Raw genomic sequence first — 17,614 nt, 5'->3', positions numbered from 1 at the left:
AAGGCCTCCCGAGAGGGAGGCCTTGAGAGGCTTGCCGGGAGCGGCTCTTCAGCCTTCTCGCCTTATTTCACCTGCTGGGCCAAGGCGCCAGATTTGTACTGAGCGGCGATTTTGTCGAGCGAAATCGGCTTGATCTTGCTGGCCTGGCCGGCACAGCCGAAAGCCTGCATGCGCGCACGCACGATCTGCTTGGCGGCTTCACGGGCGGGTTTGAGGAAATCACGCGGGTCAAACTTGCTCGGATTCTCGAACATGTACTGGCGTACGGCAGCGGTCATGGCCAGGCGGATGTCGGTGTCGATGTTGATCTTGCGCACGCCGTATTTGATGCCTTCGACGATTTCTTCGACCGGCACGCCGTAGGTTTCCTTCATGTCGCCGCCGAATTGGCGAATGATCGCCAACAGCTCTTGCGGTACGGAAGAGGAGCCGTGCATCACCAGGTGGGTGTTGGGCAGGCGGGTGTGGATTTCTTTGATGCGCGAAATCGCGAGGATGTCGCCGGTGGGCTTGCGCGTGAATTTGTAGGCGCCGTGGCTGGTGCCGATGGCAATCGCCAGCGCGTCGCACTGGGTACGCTGCACAAAGTCAGCGGCCTGTTCCGGGTCGGTCAGCAGGGCGCTGTGATCCAGTTTGCCTTCGGCGCCGTGGCCGTCTTCTTCGCCAGCCATGCCGGATTCCAGCGAACCGAGGCAGCCCAGTTCGGCTTCCACGGTGACGCCGATGGAGTGCGCCAGCTTCACCACTTCCTGAGACACGGCGACGTTGTAGTCGTAGCTGGACGGCGTCTTGCCGTCTTCGAGCAGGGAACCGTCCATCATTACCGAGCTGAAGCCGGAGCGGATCGCCGCCATGCACACAGCCGGGCTCTGGCCGTGATCCTGGTGCATCACGACGGGGATGTGCGGGTAGGCTTCGACGGCGGCGTCGATCAGGTGGCGCAGGAAGGCTTCGCCAGCATATTTGCGGGCGCCGGCCGAGGCCTGCATGATCACCGGGCTGTCCAGCTCATTGGCTGCTTCCATGATGGCCTGGACTTGTTCGAGGTTATTGACGTTGAACGCGGGCAGGCCATAGCTGAACTCGGCCGCGTGGTCGAGTAGCTGGCGCATGGAAACGAGAGCCATGATGGATTCCTTCGGAAATTGGGGTGATTTTTGGTACGACCGCGATGTGGCCGCGCCAATCCAGACTGGATTTTACCCTGTGCCGCCACTTGTCGCGTGTGCGATCTTTCGCAGATGGCAAACAAAACGGCCCGTCGCTTGCAACGACGGGCCGTTTTACAACAGTCGCTTGGCGACTCTCCATGCGCCCTCACCCCTTGAGGGCGAGGGCTATTCTGGAGAGTTGCGCAGCAGATTTACATTCAAGCGCCGATGCGCAGGATCTTCAGGCTGTTGGTGCCGCCGGACTGGCCCAGAGGCTCGCCCACGGTGACCACCACGATGTCGCCCGGCTGCACCAGCTTGTGCTTGATCAGGGTGAGTTCGGCTTCCTGCAGCAGGTGTTCGGTGCTGTCGGTGATGCGCGGCATGGCGATCGGGTACACGGCGCGATACAGCGCGGTCTTGCCCACGGTGTCAGGCTGCGAGGTCAGGGCATAGATTGGAATGCCCGAGTGCATGCGGCTCATCCACAGCGCGGTAGAACCGGATTCGGTCAGTGCAACGATGGCCTTGGCGCCCAGGTTGTAGGCGGAGAACAGCGCGGCCATGGCGATGGACTGGTCGATGCGGGTGCAGTCGCGGCTCAGGAATTCCTGATCCAGGGTCACGGCGTACGATTTTTCGGCTTCTTCGCAGACGCGGGCCATGGTCTCGACCACTTCCACCGGGAACTTGCCGGCAGCGGTTTCGGCCGACAGCATCACGGCGTCGGTGCCATCCAGCACGGCGTTGGCCACGTCGGATACTTCGGCGCGGGTCGGCACCGGGCTGGTGATCATCGACTCCATCATCTGGGTCGCGGTGATGGCCAGCTTGTTCATCTCGCGGGCCAGCTTGATCATCTTCTTCTGCAGAGCAGGCACAGCGGCCTCGCCGACTTCAACCGCCAAGTCACCACGGGCAACCATCAGGCCATCGGAGGCTTCGAGGATTTCGCGCAGAACCTTCGGCTCCACGGCTTCGGTACGCTCGATCTTGGCGATGGTCAGGGCGTTGGAGCCTGCGGCCTTCAGCAGGGTGCGTGCCATGTACATGTCGGCAGCGTTCTTCGGAAAAGACACGGCGACGTATTCGATGCCGATGGCGGCAGCCGTCTTGATGTCTTCCATGTCCTTGGTCGTCAGGGCTGGCGCGGTCAGGCCGCCACCCTTCTGGTTGATGCCCTTGTTGTTCGAGAGCTCACCACCTTGACGTACGCGGGTGTGGATCTCGGTGCCGATGATTTTTTCCACGTCGAGCACGATGGCGCCGTCGTTCAGCAGCAGGATGGTGCCCGGCTTCACGTCGTTCGGCAGCTCTTTGTAATCCAGACCGACGCGCTCGTCGTTGCCCATTTCGCAGGCTGCGTCGAGGATGAAGCTCTGGCCTTTTTCGAGGAAGGTCTTGCCATTGGCAAACTTGCCGACGCGGATCTTCGGGCCTTGAAGATCGGCGAGGATCGCGACCGGCTTGCCGACGCGCTTGGCCGCTTCGCGGACCATGGCAGCACGGTTGGCGTGGTCTTCGGCCTTGCCGTGCGAGAAGTTCAGACGCACGACATCGACGCCGGCGCGGATCATGTTCTCCAGAACTTCTGCATCATTGGACGACGGGCCGAGGGTGGCGACGATCTTGGTGTGACGTTGCATGCTGATTCCTTTATAGGATGTATTGGGCATGGAGGAGGGGAGTTCAACAGCCTTGCTGCTGCGAGCAGCCGGTGCGGCTTTCTTGCTGGCCTTGGCGGCCGGAATTACAGGTTTGGTCATGATTTTCGGGGTTTTGGTTTAGTGTTCGGAGCGTTGAGCCAGTGCTTCAATGGCGGGCAGGGATTTGCCTTCGAGGAACTCCAGAAAGGCGCCCCCTGCGGTGGAGATGTAACTGAGTTGTGGGCCGATGCCGAATTTCGCAATCGCGGCGATGGTGTCGCCACCACCGGCCAGCGACATGGCGGAAGAGGCGGCAATCGCTTCGGCCACCACCTGGGTGCCCTTGGCGAAAGCGTCGAATTCGAACACACCGAGGGGGCCGTTCCACACGATGGTGCGTGCGGCTTTCAAGAGTTCGGCAAAGTGCGCGGCGGTTTGCGGGCCGACATCGAGGATCATCTCGTCGTCGTCCACTTCGGATGGGTGTTTGACGATGGCCTCGGCCGTTGCGGAGAACTCGCGGGCCACGACCACATCAGTCGGAATCGGCACCGAGGCGCCACGCGCGGCCATCTTGGCAATGATGGCCTGGGCGGCCGGAACCAGATCGGCTTCCACCAGCGACTTGCCGACATTGAAACCGGCCGCCAGCAAAAAGGTATTGGCGATGCCGCCACCGACGATGAGCTGGTCGACCTTGTCGGCAAGGCTATCGAGGATGCTGAGCTTGGTGGACACCTTGGAGCCACCTACAATGGCGATCAGTGGCTTGGCCGGTGCCAGCAGGGCGGCGCTCAGCGCGTCCAGTTCGGCGGCCAGCAAGGGGCCCGCGCAGGCAGTCGGTGCGGCCAGAGCCAGTGCGTGGGTGGTGGCTTCGGCGCGGTGCGCGGTGGCGAAGGCGTCGTTGACGTAGATGTCGCAGAGTTTGGCCATCCGCGCGGCGAGTTCGCTGCTGTTGTCTTTTTCGCCCTTGTTGAGGCGACAGTTTTCAAGAATCACGACATCGCCCGGGGCGATGTTGAATTTGCCTTCTACCCAGTTATGCGCCAGGCGAACCGGCTTGCCGAGCAGCTCTGCCATGCGCGCAGCAATCGGCGCCAGCGAATCCAGCGCCCGGAATTCACCCTCAATCGGGCGGCCCAGATGTGAAGTCACCATCACGGCTGCGCCGCGTTCCAGCGCCAGGCGAATGCAAGGCAGCGATGCACGGATACGCGTGTCGTCCGTAATCGTGCCGACATCGTCTTGCGGTACGTTCAGGTCGGCGCGGATAAAGACGCGTTTGCCTGACAGATCGAGATCGGCGAGTTTCCGGAATTGCATTGAAAAGCCCAGTAGTGGCGACGGCGGAGCATGAAAAACGAGCCGCTGCGGTGAGCGGCGGCTCGAATCTTTGACTTACTTGGCGACGACCTGAACCATCTCCAGCACCTTGTTGGAGTAGCCCCACTCGTTGTCGTACCAGGACACGATCTTGACGAAGGTCGAGTCCAGCGCGATGCCAGCGTCGGCGTCGAACACGGAGGTGCGGGATTCGCCACGGAAGTCAGTCGATACGACCTTCTCGGTGGTGTAGCCCAGCACGCCCTTCATTTCGCCTTCAGAGGCGGCCTTCATGGCGGCGCAGATCTGCTCGTAGGTGGCTTCCTTGTTCAGTTCCACGGTCAAATCGACCACGGAAACGTCAGACGTCGGCACGCGGAAAGACATGCCGGTCAACTTCTTGTTCAGTTCCGGGATCACCTTGCCGACAGCCTTGGCAGCACCAGTGCTGGACGGGATGATGTTTTCCAGGATGCCGCGACCACCGCGCCAGTCCTTGTTGGACGGGCCGTCAACGGTCTTCTGGGTGGCGGTTGCGGCGTGCACCGTGGTCATCAGGCCGCGCTTGATGCCGAAGTTGTCGTTCAGCACCTTGGCAATCGGGGCCAGGCAGTTGGTGGTGCAGGATGCGTTGGAGATGATGGCTTCGCCAGCGTAGGACTTGTGATTCACGCCATACACGAACATCGGGGTGTCGTCTTTCGACGGAGCCGACAGCACAACTTTCTTGGCGCCAGCGGTAAGGTGAGCCGAGGCGGTTTCTTTGTCGAGGAACAGGCCGGTGGATTCGACAACGACTTCAGCGCCGACTTCGTCCCACTTCAGTTCTGCCGGATTGCGCAGGGCCGTCAGGCGGATCTTCTTGCCGTTGACGATCAGGGTGCTGCCTTCAACCGACACTTCACCCTTGAACTGGCCGTGCACGGAGTCGTGCTTGAGCATATAAGCGAGGTAGTCCGGCTCGAGCAGGTCGTTGATACCGACGATCTCGATGTCCTTGAAATTCTGGATGGCGGCACGGAAAACCATGCGACCGATACGACCGAAACCATTGATGCCGACTTTGATTGCCATTTTTATTACTCCTGATTACTAAAAAAGGGTTGTTGAACAATCCACTACCATCGCGTGCAAACTTGACCCGGCCGGGGGAGAGCCGGGGTCGCGAAAACCAAACAGTCTAAACCAGCTTCGTGACGACTTCGACCACCCGCTCGGGTGTAAAGCCGAAATGCTTGAACAGCGTGCCGCCGGGGCCGGATTCGCCGAAGCGATCCATGCCGATGACTGCGCCTTCCAGACCCACGTATTTGTACCAGCCATCGGTGACGCCTGCTTCGATGGCCACACGCGGCAGACCCGAGCCGAGCACGCCAGCCTTGTAAGCCGCATCCTGCAGATCAAACAGGCGGGTACAGGGAATCGACACCACGCGCACCGGCAAACCGGATTCTGCGAGCAACTTCTGTGCCGCCAGCGCCACGCCGATTTCCGAACCGGTTGCGATCAGTACCGCCTTGGCGTCCGCCGCGTCGCTCAAAATGTAGCCACCCTTGCGGATGTCCGCAATTTGTTGGGCACTGCGGGCGGAGAAAGGCAGATTCTGACGTGTCAGGGCCAGCACGGTCGGGCCGTCGGCGCGTTCGATGCCATCAATCCAGGCGACGGCGGCTTCGGTTGTGTCGCAAGGCCGCCATACATTCAGGTTGGGAATCAGACGCAAGGATGCGGTGTGCTCCACCGGCTGATGGGTCGGGCCGTCTTCGCCCACGCCGATCGAATCGTGCGTGAACACCATCACCTGACGGATGTGCATCAGCGCGGCCATGCGGATCGCGCTGCGGCAGTAATCCGAGAACACCAGGAAAGTCGCGGTGTAAGGAATATAGCCGCCATGCAGGGCAACGCCGTTGGCAATCGCCACTTCGGCGAATTCGCGCACGCCGTAGTTGATGTAGTTTGCATCGACCACACCCGGCAGGTAATCCTTGCTGCCGGACCAGTGAGTCAGATTCGAGCCGGCCAGATCGGCGGAGCTGCCGAGCAGTTCGGGCAGGCTAGGGGCCAGCGCTTCGATGGCGTTCTGCGAAGCCTTGCGCGTGGCGATGCTTTCGGCCTTGGCTTGCACCTTGGCGACAAATTCTTCAGCCGTGGCGGCAAAACCGGCAGGTAATTCGCCGACCAGGCGACGCTTCAGCTCAGCGGCCAGTTCCGGGAAAGCGGCGGCATAGGCGGCAAAGCGCGTATTCCACTCGGCCTCACGTTGAGCGCCTGCCACCTTGGCATCCCAGGCAGCGTAAACATCGGCCGGGATTTCAAACGGGGCGTGATTCCAGCCGATGGCCTTGCGCACGCCTTCGATTTCGGCGGCGCCCAGCGGGGCGCCGTGCGAGTCAGCAGTGCCGGCCTTGTTCGGTGAGCCGGCGCCAATGGTGGTGCGGCAGATGATCAGGGCCGGGCGTTCGCTGTCGGCTTCGGCTTCCAGCGTGGCGGCTTCCAGCGCGGCCGTGTCGTGGCCGTTGATCGGGCCGATGACCTGCCAGTTGTAGGACTCGAAGCGTTTTTTGGTGTCGTCGGTGAACCAGCCTTGCACTTCACCGTCAATCGAGATGCCGTTGTCGTCGTAGTAAGCGGTCAGTTTGCCCAGCTTCCAGGTGCCGGCTAGCGAGCAGACTTCGTGGCTGATGCCTTCCATCAGACAGCCGTCGCCGAGGAAGACCCAGGAGCGGTGATCGATGATGGCGTGGCCGGGGCGGTTGAAGCTGGCGGCGAGCATCTGCTCGGCGAGCGCGAAACCGACGGCGTTGGCAATGCCCTGACCGAGCGGGCCGGTGGTTGTTTCGATGCCCGGTGTGTAATGCACTTCCGGATGACCGGGGGTCTTCGAGCCGAGCTGGCGGAATTTCTTCAGCTCATCCATCGGCAGATCGTAGCCGGTGAGGTGCAGCAGTGCGTAATGCAGCATCGAGCCGTGGCCGTTGGACAGCACAAAGCGGTCGCGGTTGGCCCAGCCCGGGTTCGTCGGGTTGTGGCGCAGATGCTGGCGCCACACTACGGCAGCGATCTCGGCCATGCCCATGGGCATGCCGGGGTGGCCGGAGTTGGCTTGCTGGACGGCGTCCATCGCCAGGGCGCGAATGGCGCCGGTAATGGGGGTGAATTCGATTTGAGGGGCGCTGAGAGTCATTGTTTTGAGTGGGCGAGCCGCAGTGTGGAGTCGGGAACTCGCAATTATCCGTCAAGGCAGGCCTGCTTGTCACAGCCTGCCGGCCTGATCCGGGTAAACAGGCGCAGCGCGGCACAATAGCGAAGGTTCGCTGTTCGGGCCTTGATGAAGCGCAAATTAAGGGTTTACCAGTATTTCGGGGCGCGTGTGGCGTCTGAGTGTCTGCGGTCGGCGCTGCTGGCAGTAAGCAATTTTCTGAGCGTCCCGTTAAAAAACGCAATGTTTCGAGCGGCTTGAGCAGCCGCGGAGGAGAAATCAGGAGGCTTTGCAGAGCCGCCCCCAGTCTTGCTCTGCAGCATGCCTGTCCGCAGATGGCCGGCCATGGGCGCTCTGCGGGCTGGTGTCTCAAAGAGCCATTTTGCGTCGTTCCAGCAAGGCCTTGATGCGCGGAATCAGGATGATCTGCAGTGACAATTCCAGTTCGCTGCCCGGCACCACGAGGGTGTTCGGCCGGGTCATCCAGGAGCCCTGCAGCATCGCCAGCAACTCCGGGAAATTCACGCCGGCTGGATTGCGGAAGCTGATTACCACGAGGGTTTCGTTGGGCAGCGGCACATCCTTGGCGACAAAGGGATTGGAGGTGTCGACGATGGGCACGCGCTGGAAGTTGATGTGGGTACGCGAGAACTGCGGCACGATGGTGTGCACGTAGTCGTCCATGCGCCGCAGGATCGTGTCCTGCACCGATTCCACCGAGTAGCCGCGCTCCTGCGTGTCACGCATGACCTTCTGGATCCATTCCAGATTGATGGTCGGCACCACGCCGATCAGCAGGTCGACGTGCTGCGCCAGATCGACCTGATCGGTGACCACGCCGCCGTGCAGGCCTTCGTAGAACAGCAGTTCGCTGTCGGCGGGCAGGGCGAGCCAGTCAGAAAATGTACCGGGCTCGCGGCCGTGGCGGGCGGCCTCGTCGTCTTCGTGCAGATAGTGGCGGCTGCGCCCACTGCCTTGCGCGCCGTATTCGCTGAACAGGGCTTCGAGTTCGGCGAACAGATTGGCGTCCGGGCCGAAGTGGCTGGGGCCGCGCTGACCGATCTGCTCGGCTTCGGCAATCAATTGGCGCATCTCGGCGCGGCTGTAACGATGGAAGGCGTCGCCCTCGACGCGCGCAGCACGAATGCCTTCGCGCCGGAAGATATGGCCGAAGGTGCGCGAGATCGTGCTGGTGCCGGCGCCGGAAGAGCCGGTCACTGCGATGATGGGGTGTCTGGCTGACATCAGCGGTGCGCCTGTAGCCAGTTCAGCCATTCGCTGTACAGCGCCGGATTGCTGGCCATGACGACGGCGCGTTTGGGCAGCGGGGCGGCTTCGAGCGGGCCACCATCCAGTACGCCGTATACCCCGCCGGCTTCTTCGAGGATCAGGCGACCGGCGGCGTAATCCCACAGGGCCTGGCCGCCGTGGATGTAAACATCGAGCCGGCCGGCGGCGACGAAACACCATTCCAGCGCCGAGGAGCCGAAATTGCGCTGCGAGTAGTACGGCGGCTTGACGACCAGATTGGCCGCCAAGGTGTTCGGAATGCGTTTGAAGTCGATGCCGGCCACGGAGAAGGCCAGGCGTTGCGCCGGCGGGCGCAGGGGCAGACGTTTGCCGTTGAGCCAGGCGCCGGCGCCGCGCGCGGCGTAAAAGGATTCGTCGGTGGTCGGGTTGTACACCACGCCGAACTGGGTTTCGCCGTTCACCAGATAGGCGACCGATACCGCAAACAGCGGGATGCCGTTGGAGAAGTTGGTGGTACCGTCAATGGGGTCGATGCACCAGACGCCTTCCTGGCCGGCGTTCCAGCATTCCAGCTGCTCCTCCGGCGTCATTTCCTCGCCGATCACCGGCGCCGCCAGCACTTCGGGCAGGCGCTCCAGCAAGGCTTGTTGCGAAGCTTCGTCGGCCTGGGTCAGCGAGCTGCCGTCGGCCTTGTACTCACGAACCGCGCGCAGGAAGTGCGGCATGATGGCATCGCGGGCAACATCGCGAACAACGGATTCCAGAGCGCGGGCACGGGCAAGCAAGGGCATGGCAGATTCTCGGTGGTGGATGGGGTGTGCTGTAGAGCCGCACGCAGCCTTGTTCTTCGTGATGCGTGCCGGCAGATGCAGGGTGGGTGCGGCTCTTCAGCATGCAATTCCTGCGCTGGATCTTAAGTGAGCCGCGCGGCCTATAATGCCGGCCATCGCGCGATTTTTGATCATAGCATCATGCCTTCACGTTTCTATTGTCCACTGCCCCTGAGCCTGAATCAGGATCTGACTCTGCCTGCCGAGGCGGCGCATCATGCCGTACGCGTGCTGCGTCTGCGGTATGGCGAAGACGTAGTGGTCTTTGACGGCGCGGGCGCGGAGTTCCTTGGCGAACTGCTGGATCTGGCTGGCAAGCCCGGCGTGCGTTTGCGTGAACGGCTGACTGTGCAGCGCGAGGCGCCGCTGCAAATCACCCTGGTGCAGGGTCTGGCCGTTGCTGACAAGATGGACTGGATCGTGCAGAAAGCGGTGGAGCTGGGGGCTGTGGCGGTGCAGCCGGTGGAAGCGGAGCGCTGCGTGCTCAAGCTGGCCGGCGATCGGGCCGGCAAACGCATCGAACATTGGCGCCAGGTAGCAGTCTCGGCCGCGGAGCAATGCGGGCGCAGTCAGTTGTGCGAAATCGGCGAGTTGCAGCGGCTGCATCACTGGCTGGCGCAGCCAGCGGTGGGGCAGCGCTGGATTCTGGCGCCGGAGCAGGGTACGGCCTTGTCGGCGATGCCGCGCCCGGACGGGCCGGTGAGTTTGCTGGTCGGCCCGGAAGGCGGCTGGAGCGACAAGGAGCTGGCCGCAGCGCAAGCCGCAGATTGCCTGCCCGTGCGTCTGGGTCCGCGGGTTTTGCGCACCGAAACGGCAGGATTGGCGGCGATTGCCGCTATGATGGCCCTGTGGGGTGATTACTGAGGCATAAGTTGTTTGCCCTCTCCCCCAGCCCCTCTCCCCCTGAGGGGCGAGGGGAGCTTCAAGAAGTCGCTTTGCGACTTACGTGTGAAAGATGAGAATGAATCAGGACAATCGGGTACTCAGCGCCAACCTTTCAGCCGCCGTGCGCATGGGCGATGACGAGGCGATCCGCTTCGTCGACTGGGTGCGCGGCGCGGCGCCGTATTTCCATGCTTTCCGGGGCAAGACTTTTGTGCTGGCCTTCGGCGGCGAAGTCGCGCATGGCGAGCTGATGGATGATCTGTGTCACGACTGCAACCTGCTGGCCGCGCTGGGCGTGCGGCTGGTGCTGGTGCATGGCGCGCGGCCGCAGATCGAATCCGAGTTGGCGCGGCGCGGGCAGGAGTCGCGTTATCACAATGGCTTGCGCATCACCGACGAGGCCGCGCTGGAATGCGTCAAGGCGGCCGTGGGCGTAACCCGGATCAATATTGAGGCCGCGTTGTCGCAGGGCCTGCCGAATACGCCCATGGCCGGCGCTTACATGCGCGTGACCGGCGGCAATTTCGTCACGGCGCGCCCGATTGGCGTGGTCGATGGCGTCGATTTCCAGTACACCGGTACGGTGCGCAAGGTGATCGCCGAGGAAATCAAGGCCGATCTGGATCAGCAGAACGTGGTGCTGATTTCCAATCTGGGCGTCTCGCCCTCCGGTGAAATTTTCAATCTGGTGATGGAAGAAGTCGCCGAAGCGGTGGCGATTGCGCTGGATGCCGAGAAGCTGATCTATCTGTGCGATGCGCCCGGCCTGCTCGACGAAGAAGGCCGTCTGATCGAGGCGATCACCGCCGAAGAAGCCGAGCGGAAATTGCTGGCCGGCGTCGGCCTGACTGAAGACCTGCACCTGTTCCTGCCGCGCGCCATCAAGGCGGTGCGCAACGGCGTGGCGCGGGCCCACCTGATTGACCGCGACAAGGACGGTGGCCTGTTGCTGGAATTCTTCACGCGTCAGGGCGTGGGCACCATGGTCAGCCGCGAGCCCTTGTATCGCCTGCGCGAGGCGAATATTGACGACGTGGCAACTCTGCTGCAACTGCTCGGGCCGCTGGAAGCCGATGGCACGCTGGTGCGGCGCGGGCGCGAGCTGATCGAGATGGAAATCGACCGCTTCACCCTGGCCGAACATGACGGCGTGATCGTCGGTTGCGCGGCACTGTATCCGTTTGCGGAAGATGGCATGGCCGAAATGGCCTGCCTGGTGGTGACACCGGAATACCGGCGTGCCGGTCTGGGCGAGCGCCTGATGCAGAACATCACAGAGCGGGCGAGTGCGGGCGGCTACAAGGAACTGTTCGTGCTGACGACGCGCACTCAGCACTGGTTCCGCGAGCGCGGTTTCCGCGAAGTGGGACCGGAGGAGTTGCCGGAGCGCAAGCGCGATCTGTACAACTTCCAGCGTCGCTCCAAAGTATTCATCAAGAAGCTCTGAAGCCTGTGAGACTGCTCCCGGATCCTGCCATTTTTGTCCCGCAAGGCCTGACGCTGCGGCGCTGGATTCTGACCTGCCAGCTGTATGCCGTGGCGACGGGGGTTCTGGCAGGGCTGCTCGATTTCGCTCTGGATTTGCGTTCAGAACGTGTGGCGGGCCTCGATGCGCTGGAAGCCGTTGTGATTGGCGTGTTGGTGTGGGCGCTGGTGCTGTTTGCCTTTCTCATCGCGCGGGAGCTGGCGATGTCGCACGCGCGGCGTATGGCGCACAGTATTGAAAGCTGCGTGCGCACCGGCGTGCTGGCACCCTTGGACAGTTATGACTGGCCCTTGTTTGATCAGATGCATGCCGGCCTGCGCCAGTTGCTGGACCCCCGCGATGCGCGCATCGTCAGCTTGCAGCAGGAGGTGGAGTATTACCGCCAGCTGGCCGAAGACATGCTCGGGCTGGAGTTGGTTTTCGGGCTGGATGGGCGCTTGCGCTGGGTGAATCCGGGCATGCAGACTTTGACCGGGTATTCGCAGGAGGCGTGTCTGGCCGCCGTCGATCCGGTGGAACTGTGGATCTATAACCGGGATCGGCCAACCCTGCGCGACATGATGGCGCGTGCCTTGCAGGGTGAGGCGCTGGACAGCGTCGAGCTGCGCGTGCAACGCAAGGACGAGTCGGTGTTCTGGTGCAGCTGCCGTTGCTATCCACTGCATGACAAGGCGGGTGAGATAAGCGGATTGCGTTTCTCGGCACAGGATATCCAGCCGCGCAAGGATGCGGATTTGAAGCTGCTGGAAACTGTCGCGGCGCTGCGCCGTGCACAGGCACTGAAAGAGCATTATCTGGGCCGCAGCAATGACGAGCGGATGCGTCTTTCGGCTTTGCTGGAGATCCTGTCCGTAGGCATTCTCTTTGTGGATCGTGACCGGCGCGTGGTGTACATCAACCAGACGTGTTGCGACATGTGGCAACTGGGTGAACGTGCTGCGGTGATCGGCATGCGTGACGATGCGGTACTCCAGGCAACGGCGGCTTTGCGGATTGATGCCGATGCCTATCATCAGCATGTTGAACAGGTTGTCGCCCAGCGCAGTGAGGGTGCGCAGTACGACATTCACTGTGTCGACGGACGGGTCGTGCGCGAGGTTTCATCGCTTGTGCCGGCCTCGGATGGCGGCCGCCCGATTGGCCGGGTGTGGATTTATGAAGACATTACCGAATCCTTGCATGCCAAGGAAAAACTGACGGAACTGGCCGAACGCGATCCGCTGACCAATCTCTATAATCGCCGGCGCTTTCTCGAAGATATTGGTCGCCAACTGGCCGAGTCGGTGCGCAGGGGCGAGCATCTAGGCCTGATCCTGTTTGACCTGGATGGTTTCAAGGAGGTCAATGATGCCTTCGGCCATTACGCCGGCGATCAGGTCCTGCAGCGCATTGCCAGCGAGGTCGATCAGGTCATTCGCCGCAATGAATTATTGTTTCGTCTGGGCGGCGATGAGTTTGCCATCCTGATTGCACAGCCCAGCACCGACTGCCTGACGCATCTGGCTCGTCGTGTGGTGAATAAGGTCGCTTCACTGGCCTTCGAATTCGACGGGCGCAGCACACACGTCACCATCAGCCTGGGTATCGCCATGACGCCGGTGAATGGCCACGATTCCGAAGCCCTGATTCATGCCGCCGATCAGGCCATGTATCAGGCCAAGAATGAGGGCAAGAACTGCTGGGCCATGGCTGGCCGCAGCTGATTCCCACATCATCCCGAAAGAAATTCCTGTGACCCAAGCCAAAACCCCGGCGCCCCGCATCGTGGCCTGCCCGACCTGTGCCAAATCCGTTCCCTGGACGCCGGAGAGCCGGTATCGTCCTTTCTGTTCGGATCGCTGCCGCCTCATCGATATCGGTGCCTGGGCTGCCGAAAGCTATCGGGTCGCTGGGCAGGATGGCAGTTTGCCGGATGTGGATCCGACGCAGGACTGAGCTTTCTGCCAGCGGCAGAGTGCTGAGCTTGCTGCCTACGGCAGAGTGCTGAGCAATGAGTGCTGAGGACTGAGTAAGGGCGGTGCGGACCTTGGCTGTTTCCTTCGCCCGCTTGCGGGAGAGGGCGGTTTGCACGTGTCTGCAGAGCCGCACCTGGCTTGCCTCTTCGCTGTGCCTGCCTGCAAGCCCAATGTAGGTGCGGGTCTTCGGGCAGGTGTTTCAGCGGTTTTTATGCTTCGGTTTTGCAGGCGCGCGGGGCGGCAGGCCCAAGGCTTGGCGGGCGAGCTGGTCGGCTTCGTTATTGCGATGCTGCGGCAGCCATTTCATTTCCACGTGTTCAAATCTGGCGATGCGTTCGCGTACCTGCGCAAATAGCGGGGCGAGGCGAGCGGCTTCGGTGCTGGTCGCATCCTGAGCAAGGCGCACGACTACGTCGCTGTCGCAATGTACGCGCAGTTGGCGCACATCCAGACTCAGGGCCAGTTCAAGTGTGGCGAGCAGCGCCAGGGCTTCGGCTTCGTTGTTGCAGCCTTGATTGACGCTGCGTTGCGAGAGGGAATGTACCTCGCCGGCCGGGCTGCGCAGGATCGCGCCGAGGCCGATCTGGCCGGGGTTGGGGCGGGCCGTGCCGTCGCACCAGGCCTGCCATGCTTCTTCCGGCAGGGGGCTTGGGGAGGCAGGCTGGGCGCGGTTCCGGGAGCAGGGCATGGCGCCAGCTTAGTCTGTTTGCCGGCGTTTGCGGAGAGCTCTGTGCAGGCCTCAGGCCGAGGTTTCCAGCTTGCTGCCCGCCTCGGCGATCATGGCATCGAATTCACCGGCATCGAGCAGACCCAGGAAAGCCTCGACTACGGCCGGATCGAACTGGCTGCCGCTGCCCTCCACGATGGTAGCGCGCGCCCTTGGCACGTCCCAGGGTTCCTTGTACGGGCGGTGACTGACCAGTGCGTCGAATACATCCACGATGCTGACGATGCGTACGGCCAGTGGAAATTGTTGTGAGGCTATGCCCTGCGGGTAGCCGTTGCCGTCCCAGCGTTCGTGATGGCTCATTGCAATGGCGCGGGCGAGGTTCATGGCCCGGTCGTGGCCGAGAATGCTGCCACCGATGCGCGGGTGCGTCTGCATGGTCTGGAGTTCTTCGGGCGTCAGCTTGCCCGGCTTGCCGAGAATATCGTCGGGAATGCCGATCTTGCCGACATCGTGCAGGCGGCTGGAAACGCCCATGTGCTCGGCTTCCGCGCAGGAGCAGCCCATCGCTAGTGCCAGTTTTTCGGTATAGCTGGCAATCCGTTCGATGTGTCGGCCGGTGGTGCGATCCTTGAATTCGGCGACTTCGGCGAGCATGTCGATGGCGTAGCGAAAGGCGTTGGCCAGATCGATGTGCAGGCGCAGGTTGTCCAGCGCGTGGCCGCATTGCTGGGCGGTCAGGCGGATCAGGCGTTTGTCGTCGGCGTTAAGCGGGATGGTCGGTTCGATATAGATATAGCCTTCGGGCTTGTTCTGGGGCTTGATAGGAACGATGAAGGCGTGCTCGCGCAGGAGTGTGGGTTCGGTTCCTGTCTGGATCGCCTCGCAGAACTGAAGGTGGATTTCGTGAAAACGCTCGGATTCGATGAAGTGTCCGGTGGCCGCGTGCACGGCCTTTTCGCCGCATTCGACGGTGGAAATCACGCCTTCGATGGTGGAGATGAAGGAGGTGGGTGAGAGGTGACACAGGCCGACCACCTGGGTGAGTACGCCGGAGAAGAATTGCTGCAGCGACATGTTGGACAGGCGGTAGATCTCTGGCGCAATTTCCAGCAGGCGTTCCAGGCCCATGCGGTTGATGTCGATGGCGCACAGGTCGCGGTAAGCCTTGAGTGCGCTGCGTACGGTGGTGTAGAGGCGTGTGGTGGTGAGTTCGGTTTTGTCTTTGTAATCGTCAATGTCATAGTGGTCGATCACGAATCGCTCGGGCGCGGCGCCCGGCTGGCCGGTGCGGATGATCAGGCGGATCAGACTATTGTGATAGCGCTCCCGGATGGCTTCGACCAGTTTCAGGCCGGCGTCGTCGGTTTCCATTACCACGTCGATCAGGGCTACGGCAATATCTGGATGTTCTTCGAGCTTTTCGAGGGCTTCGGCGGCCGAAGAGGCTTCGATGAATTCGAGGGAACGTTCGGCAAACGTGAAGTTGCGCAGGCTCATGCGGGTTACCGCGCGCACGTCGGGTTCATCATCCACGACCAGCAGCTTCCAAGTGTAGCGGGGGGCTTGGGGCTGCGCTGTGTCTTCCTGCAGGAACATGTCGTCATTCTCGATGCTCATGGCGTACTCACTGATTTTTGGGGTTGTTGAGAGAGACCGGCAGTGTGATCAGGAAGTGGGTGCCGCCACCGGGCAGACTGTCGCAGCGGACGCTGCCGCCCAGCCGCGTGGTGACGAGGCTATAGCAGATGTATAGGCCGAGTCCCCGGCCATTGCTGTCGGGGCATGTGCTGAAGAAGGGCTCGAAGACATGGGTCAGCGTTTCTGCCGACATGCCTGCACCGTCGTCGGCGTAGCTGATGCGCAGGGTGTTGTCCTCCAGTGCAGCGACTTCGATGCGGATGCTGCCCTGACGCGCGCCATCCTTGAAGCCGTGCTGCACGCTGTTGCGCAGCAGATTGGTGAAAATCTGTTCGAGCAGGCCGGGCTCGCCGCTCATTTCAGTGCCTGGCGGGCAAATCACCTCGATCTCGGCACAGTGCTGGTAGATGTCGTGCAGGGGCTGGAGTGTGTCGGTAATCAGCTCGGCCAGATCGAAGCGCCGGCTTTCTTCCTGATTGATGCCAAGGGATGAATGTTTGAAGCCTTGTAACAGGCTTTCCGCCCGATGCAGGCAGCGCAGTGCCTGGTTGGCGTTGTGCTGCAGGCTGCTGAGTCCTTGGCGTAGCGCGTCGGACGGGATCTCGTCCTGCTCCAGTTGTCGACAGAGAGTCTCTGAGCAGAGTTTTCCTTGTGAGACGGCGTTGACGGCGACACTGATCGGGATGTCGAGCTCGTGAGCCAGACCGGTAACCAGGCGCCCGAGCGAGGCCATTTTTTCGGTTTGTACCTTTGCATTCAAACTTTGCTCGGTTTCGGCCCAGCGTCTGCGTAACTGCTTCAGCAGTGCATAGCTCAGGCCCGCCAGCAGCGCGAAGACCAGCAAATGGCGCAGGGCAGTCTGGATTATTTCCTGGCGAGCAGCCGCTGCCGCGGGGGCGTAGGCCTGGCTGATGCTGATGCCGCCGCGCACATCGCCGATCTTGTAGCTCTGTTCGGAATGACAGTTCTGGCAGCTTGCAACGACCTTCAGCGGAGCAATGTAGCGAAACTCCTGATTGCCATCGGCACGCGTCGTCAACGCAGATATTTCGCTGCCGCCTTGCTCGAAGCTCAGCAAAGCGTGTGCCTCCCAGTCATCGGGGGCATTGAGCGGATTGATGGGCTTCAGGCTGGGGATACGCACCTGCAGATTCGAGTTGCGGGCAATCGCTTGCGCGATCAGGCGCGTCATGTAGGCGGGATTGATGCGGGTGAGCTGCCTGCCATCAGTCGTGACAATGTCGCGATCCGGTGTTTTCAGATGCAGGTTGGCACTCGTTGCCTTGTCCGTGATGACATACACGCCCTGAGAATCGGCATTCCACTGACGTGCGGCCACGATGGTATGGAATACGTTGCGTGCCCCTTCGCGCATCAGTTCTGTCGTGCGGGCGTGGATCTGGCTCACGCTGAAAATCATCGATCCGGCGATCAGCAGCACCCACACGCCCATCAGCAGCAGCCAGGTGCCGAAGGACACCGGTTGCCGTAGCGTGGCTTGATGCTGGGGTTGTGCCGGTGTGGGCATGAGGTCTCCATGAAGCGTAGGCGCGACTCGGGCGCTCGTTCTGTGTCTA

The 17,614-nt window shown here is 61.9% G+C and carries 14 protein-coding genes; 4 read left to right on the top strand and 10 right to left on the bottom strand.

Annotation, left to right across the window (positions count from 1 at the left end; all coding sequences use genetic code 11):
* Window positions 1-62 precede the first annotated feature (62 nt).
* The 7 genes from fba to ABXR19_RS02605 form a co-directional block, all read right to left on the bottom strand.
* On the bottom strand, window positions 63-1,127 hold the full coding sequence (fba, locus tag ABXR19_RS02635) for a class II fructose-bisphosphate aldolase (RefSeq protein WP_354599530.1): 1,065 nt from the start codon (window positions 1,125-1,127) through the stop codon (window positions 63-65).
* Between the two features lie 242 nt (window positions 1,128-1,369).
* Window positions 1,370-2,797 (bottom strand): pyruvate kinase, encoded by a 1,428-nt coding sequence (gene pyk, locus ABXR19_RS02630; protein WP_354599663.1) that lies wholly within the window; start codon window positions 2,795-2,797, stop codon window positions 1,370-1,372.
* Between the two features lie 138 nt (window positions 2,798-2,935).
* A complete protein-coding gene (locus ABXR19_RS02625) occupies window positions 2,936-4,120 on the bottom strand; it encodes a phosphoglycerate kinase (protein ID WP_354599529.1) in 1,185 nt (394 codons plus the stop codon).
* A gap of 75 nt (window positions 4,121-4,195) precedes the next feature.
* Window positions 4,196-5,194: a type I glyceraldehyde-3-phosphate dehydrogenase gene (gap, locus tag ABXR19_RS02620; protein WP_354599528.1), complete on the bottom strand. Its 999-nt coding sequence runs from the start codon at window positions 5,192-5,194 to the stop codon at window positions 4,196-4,198.
* A 106-nt stretch (window positions 5,195-5,300) separates the two neighbouring features.
* Window positions 5,301-7,307: a transketolase gene (gene tkt / locus ABXR19_RS02615; protein ID WP_354599527.1), complete on the bottom strand. Its 2,007-nt coding sequence runs from the start codon at window positions 7,305-7,307 to the stop codon at window positions 5,301-5,303.
* 384 nt (window positions 7,308-7,691) lie between these two features.
* Window positions 7,692-8,567, bottom strand: coding sequence for a phosphoribulokinase (locus tag ABXR19_RS02610; protein WP_354599526.1), 876 nt, complete (start codon window positions 8,565-8,567; stop codon window positions 7,692-7,694).
* Window positions 8,567-9,364 (bottom strand): inositol monophosphatase family protein, encoded by a 798-nt coding sequence (locus ABXR19_RS02605; RefSeq protein ID WP_354599525.1) that lies wholly within the window; start codon window positions 9,362-9,364, stop codon window positions 8,567-8,569. Before ABXR19_RS02605 ends, ABXR19_RS02610 begins: the two co-directional genes overlap by 1 nt.
* Before the next feature lie 180 nt (window positions 9,365-9,544).
* Between ABXR19_RS02605 and ABXR19_RS02600 the strand changes: the two genes are divergently transcribed.
* The 4 genes from ABXR19_RS02600 (at window position 9,545) to ABXR19_RS02585 (ending at window position 13,709) form a co-directional block, all read left to right on the top strand.
* Window positions 9,545-10,267, top strand: a complete 723-nt coding sequence (locus ABXR19_RS02600) for a 16S rRNA (uracil(1498)-N(3))-methyltransferase (RefSeq protein WP_354599524.1) — start codon at window positions 9,545-9,547, stop codon at window positions 10,265-10,267.
* Between the two features lie 148 nt (window positions 10,268-10,415).
* Complete coding sequence (argA, locus tag ABXR19_RS02595; protein WP_354599662.1) at window positions 10,416-11,735, top strand: amino-acid N-acetyltransferase; 1,320 nt, start codon at window positions 10,416-10,418, stop codon at window positions 11,733-11,735.
* Window positions 11,736-11,740: 5 nt separating this feature from the next.
* Window positions 11,741-13,477 (top strand): sensor domain-containing diguanylate cyclase, encoded by a 1,737-nt coding sequence (locus ABXR19_RS02590; RefSeq protein ID WP_354599523.1) that lies wholly within the window; start codon window positions 11,741-11,743, stop codon window positions 13,475-13,477.
* A gap of 28 nt (window positions 13,478-13,505) precedes the next feature.
* Entirely contained in the window at window positions 13,506-13,709 is a 204-nt protein-coding gene (locus ABXR19_RS02585; RefSeq protein ID WP_354599522.1) for a DNA gyrase inhibitor YacG, read from the top strand.
* 219 nt (window positions 13,710-13,928) lie between these two features.
* Here the strand turns inward: ABXR19_RS02585 and ABXR19_RS02580 are convergent, their stop codons facing one another.
* From ABXR19_RS02580 to ABXR19_RS02570, 3 genes are read right to left on the bottom strand one after another with little or no spacing between them, the layout of a single operon-like run.
* Complete coding sequence (locus ABXR19_RS02580; protein WP_354599521.1) at window positions 13,929-14,417, bottom strand: reverse transcriptase-like protein; 489 nt, start codon at window positions 14,415-14,417, stop codon at window positions 13,929-13,931.
* Between the two features lie 51 nt (window positions 14,418-14,468).
* Window positions 14,469-16,016: an HD domain-containing phosphohydrolase gene (locus ABXR19_RS02575; protein WP_354599520.1), complete on the bottom strand. Its 1,548-nt coding sequence runs from the start codon at window positions 16,014-16,016 to the stop codon at window positions 14,469-14,471.
* 7 nt (window positions 16,017-16,023) lie between these two features.
* The gene (locus tag ABXR19_RS02570) at window positions 16,024-17,565 is read right to left on the bottom strand and encodes an ATP-binding protein (protein WP_354599519.1); all 1,542 of its coding nucleotides are present in this window, start codon (window positions 17,563-17,565) and stop codon (window positions 16,024-16,026) included.
* Window positions 17,566-17,614 lie beyond the last annotated feature (49 nt).

The organism is Uliginosibacterium flavum, from assembly GCF_040566545.1.
GTDB lineage: Bacteria > Pseudomonadota > Gammaproteobacteria > Burkholderiales > Rhodocyclaceae > Uliginosibacterium > Uliginosibacterium flavum.
The sequence above is the reverse complement of the archived record's forward strand: the minus strand, read 5'-3'. Positions and strand labels throughout refer to the sequence as shown.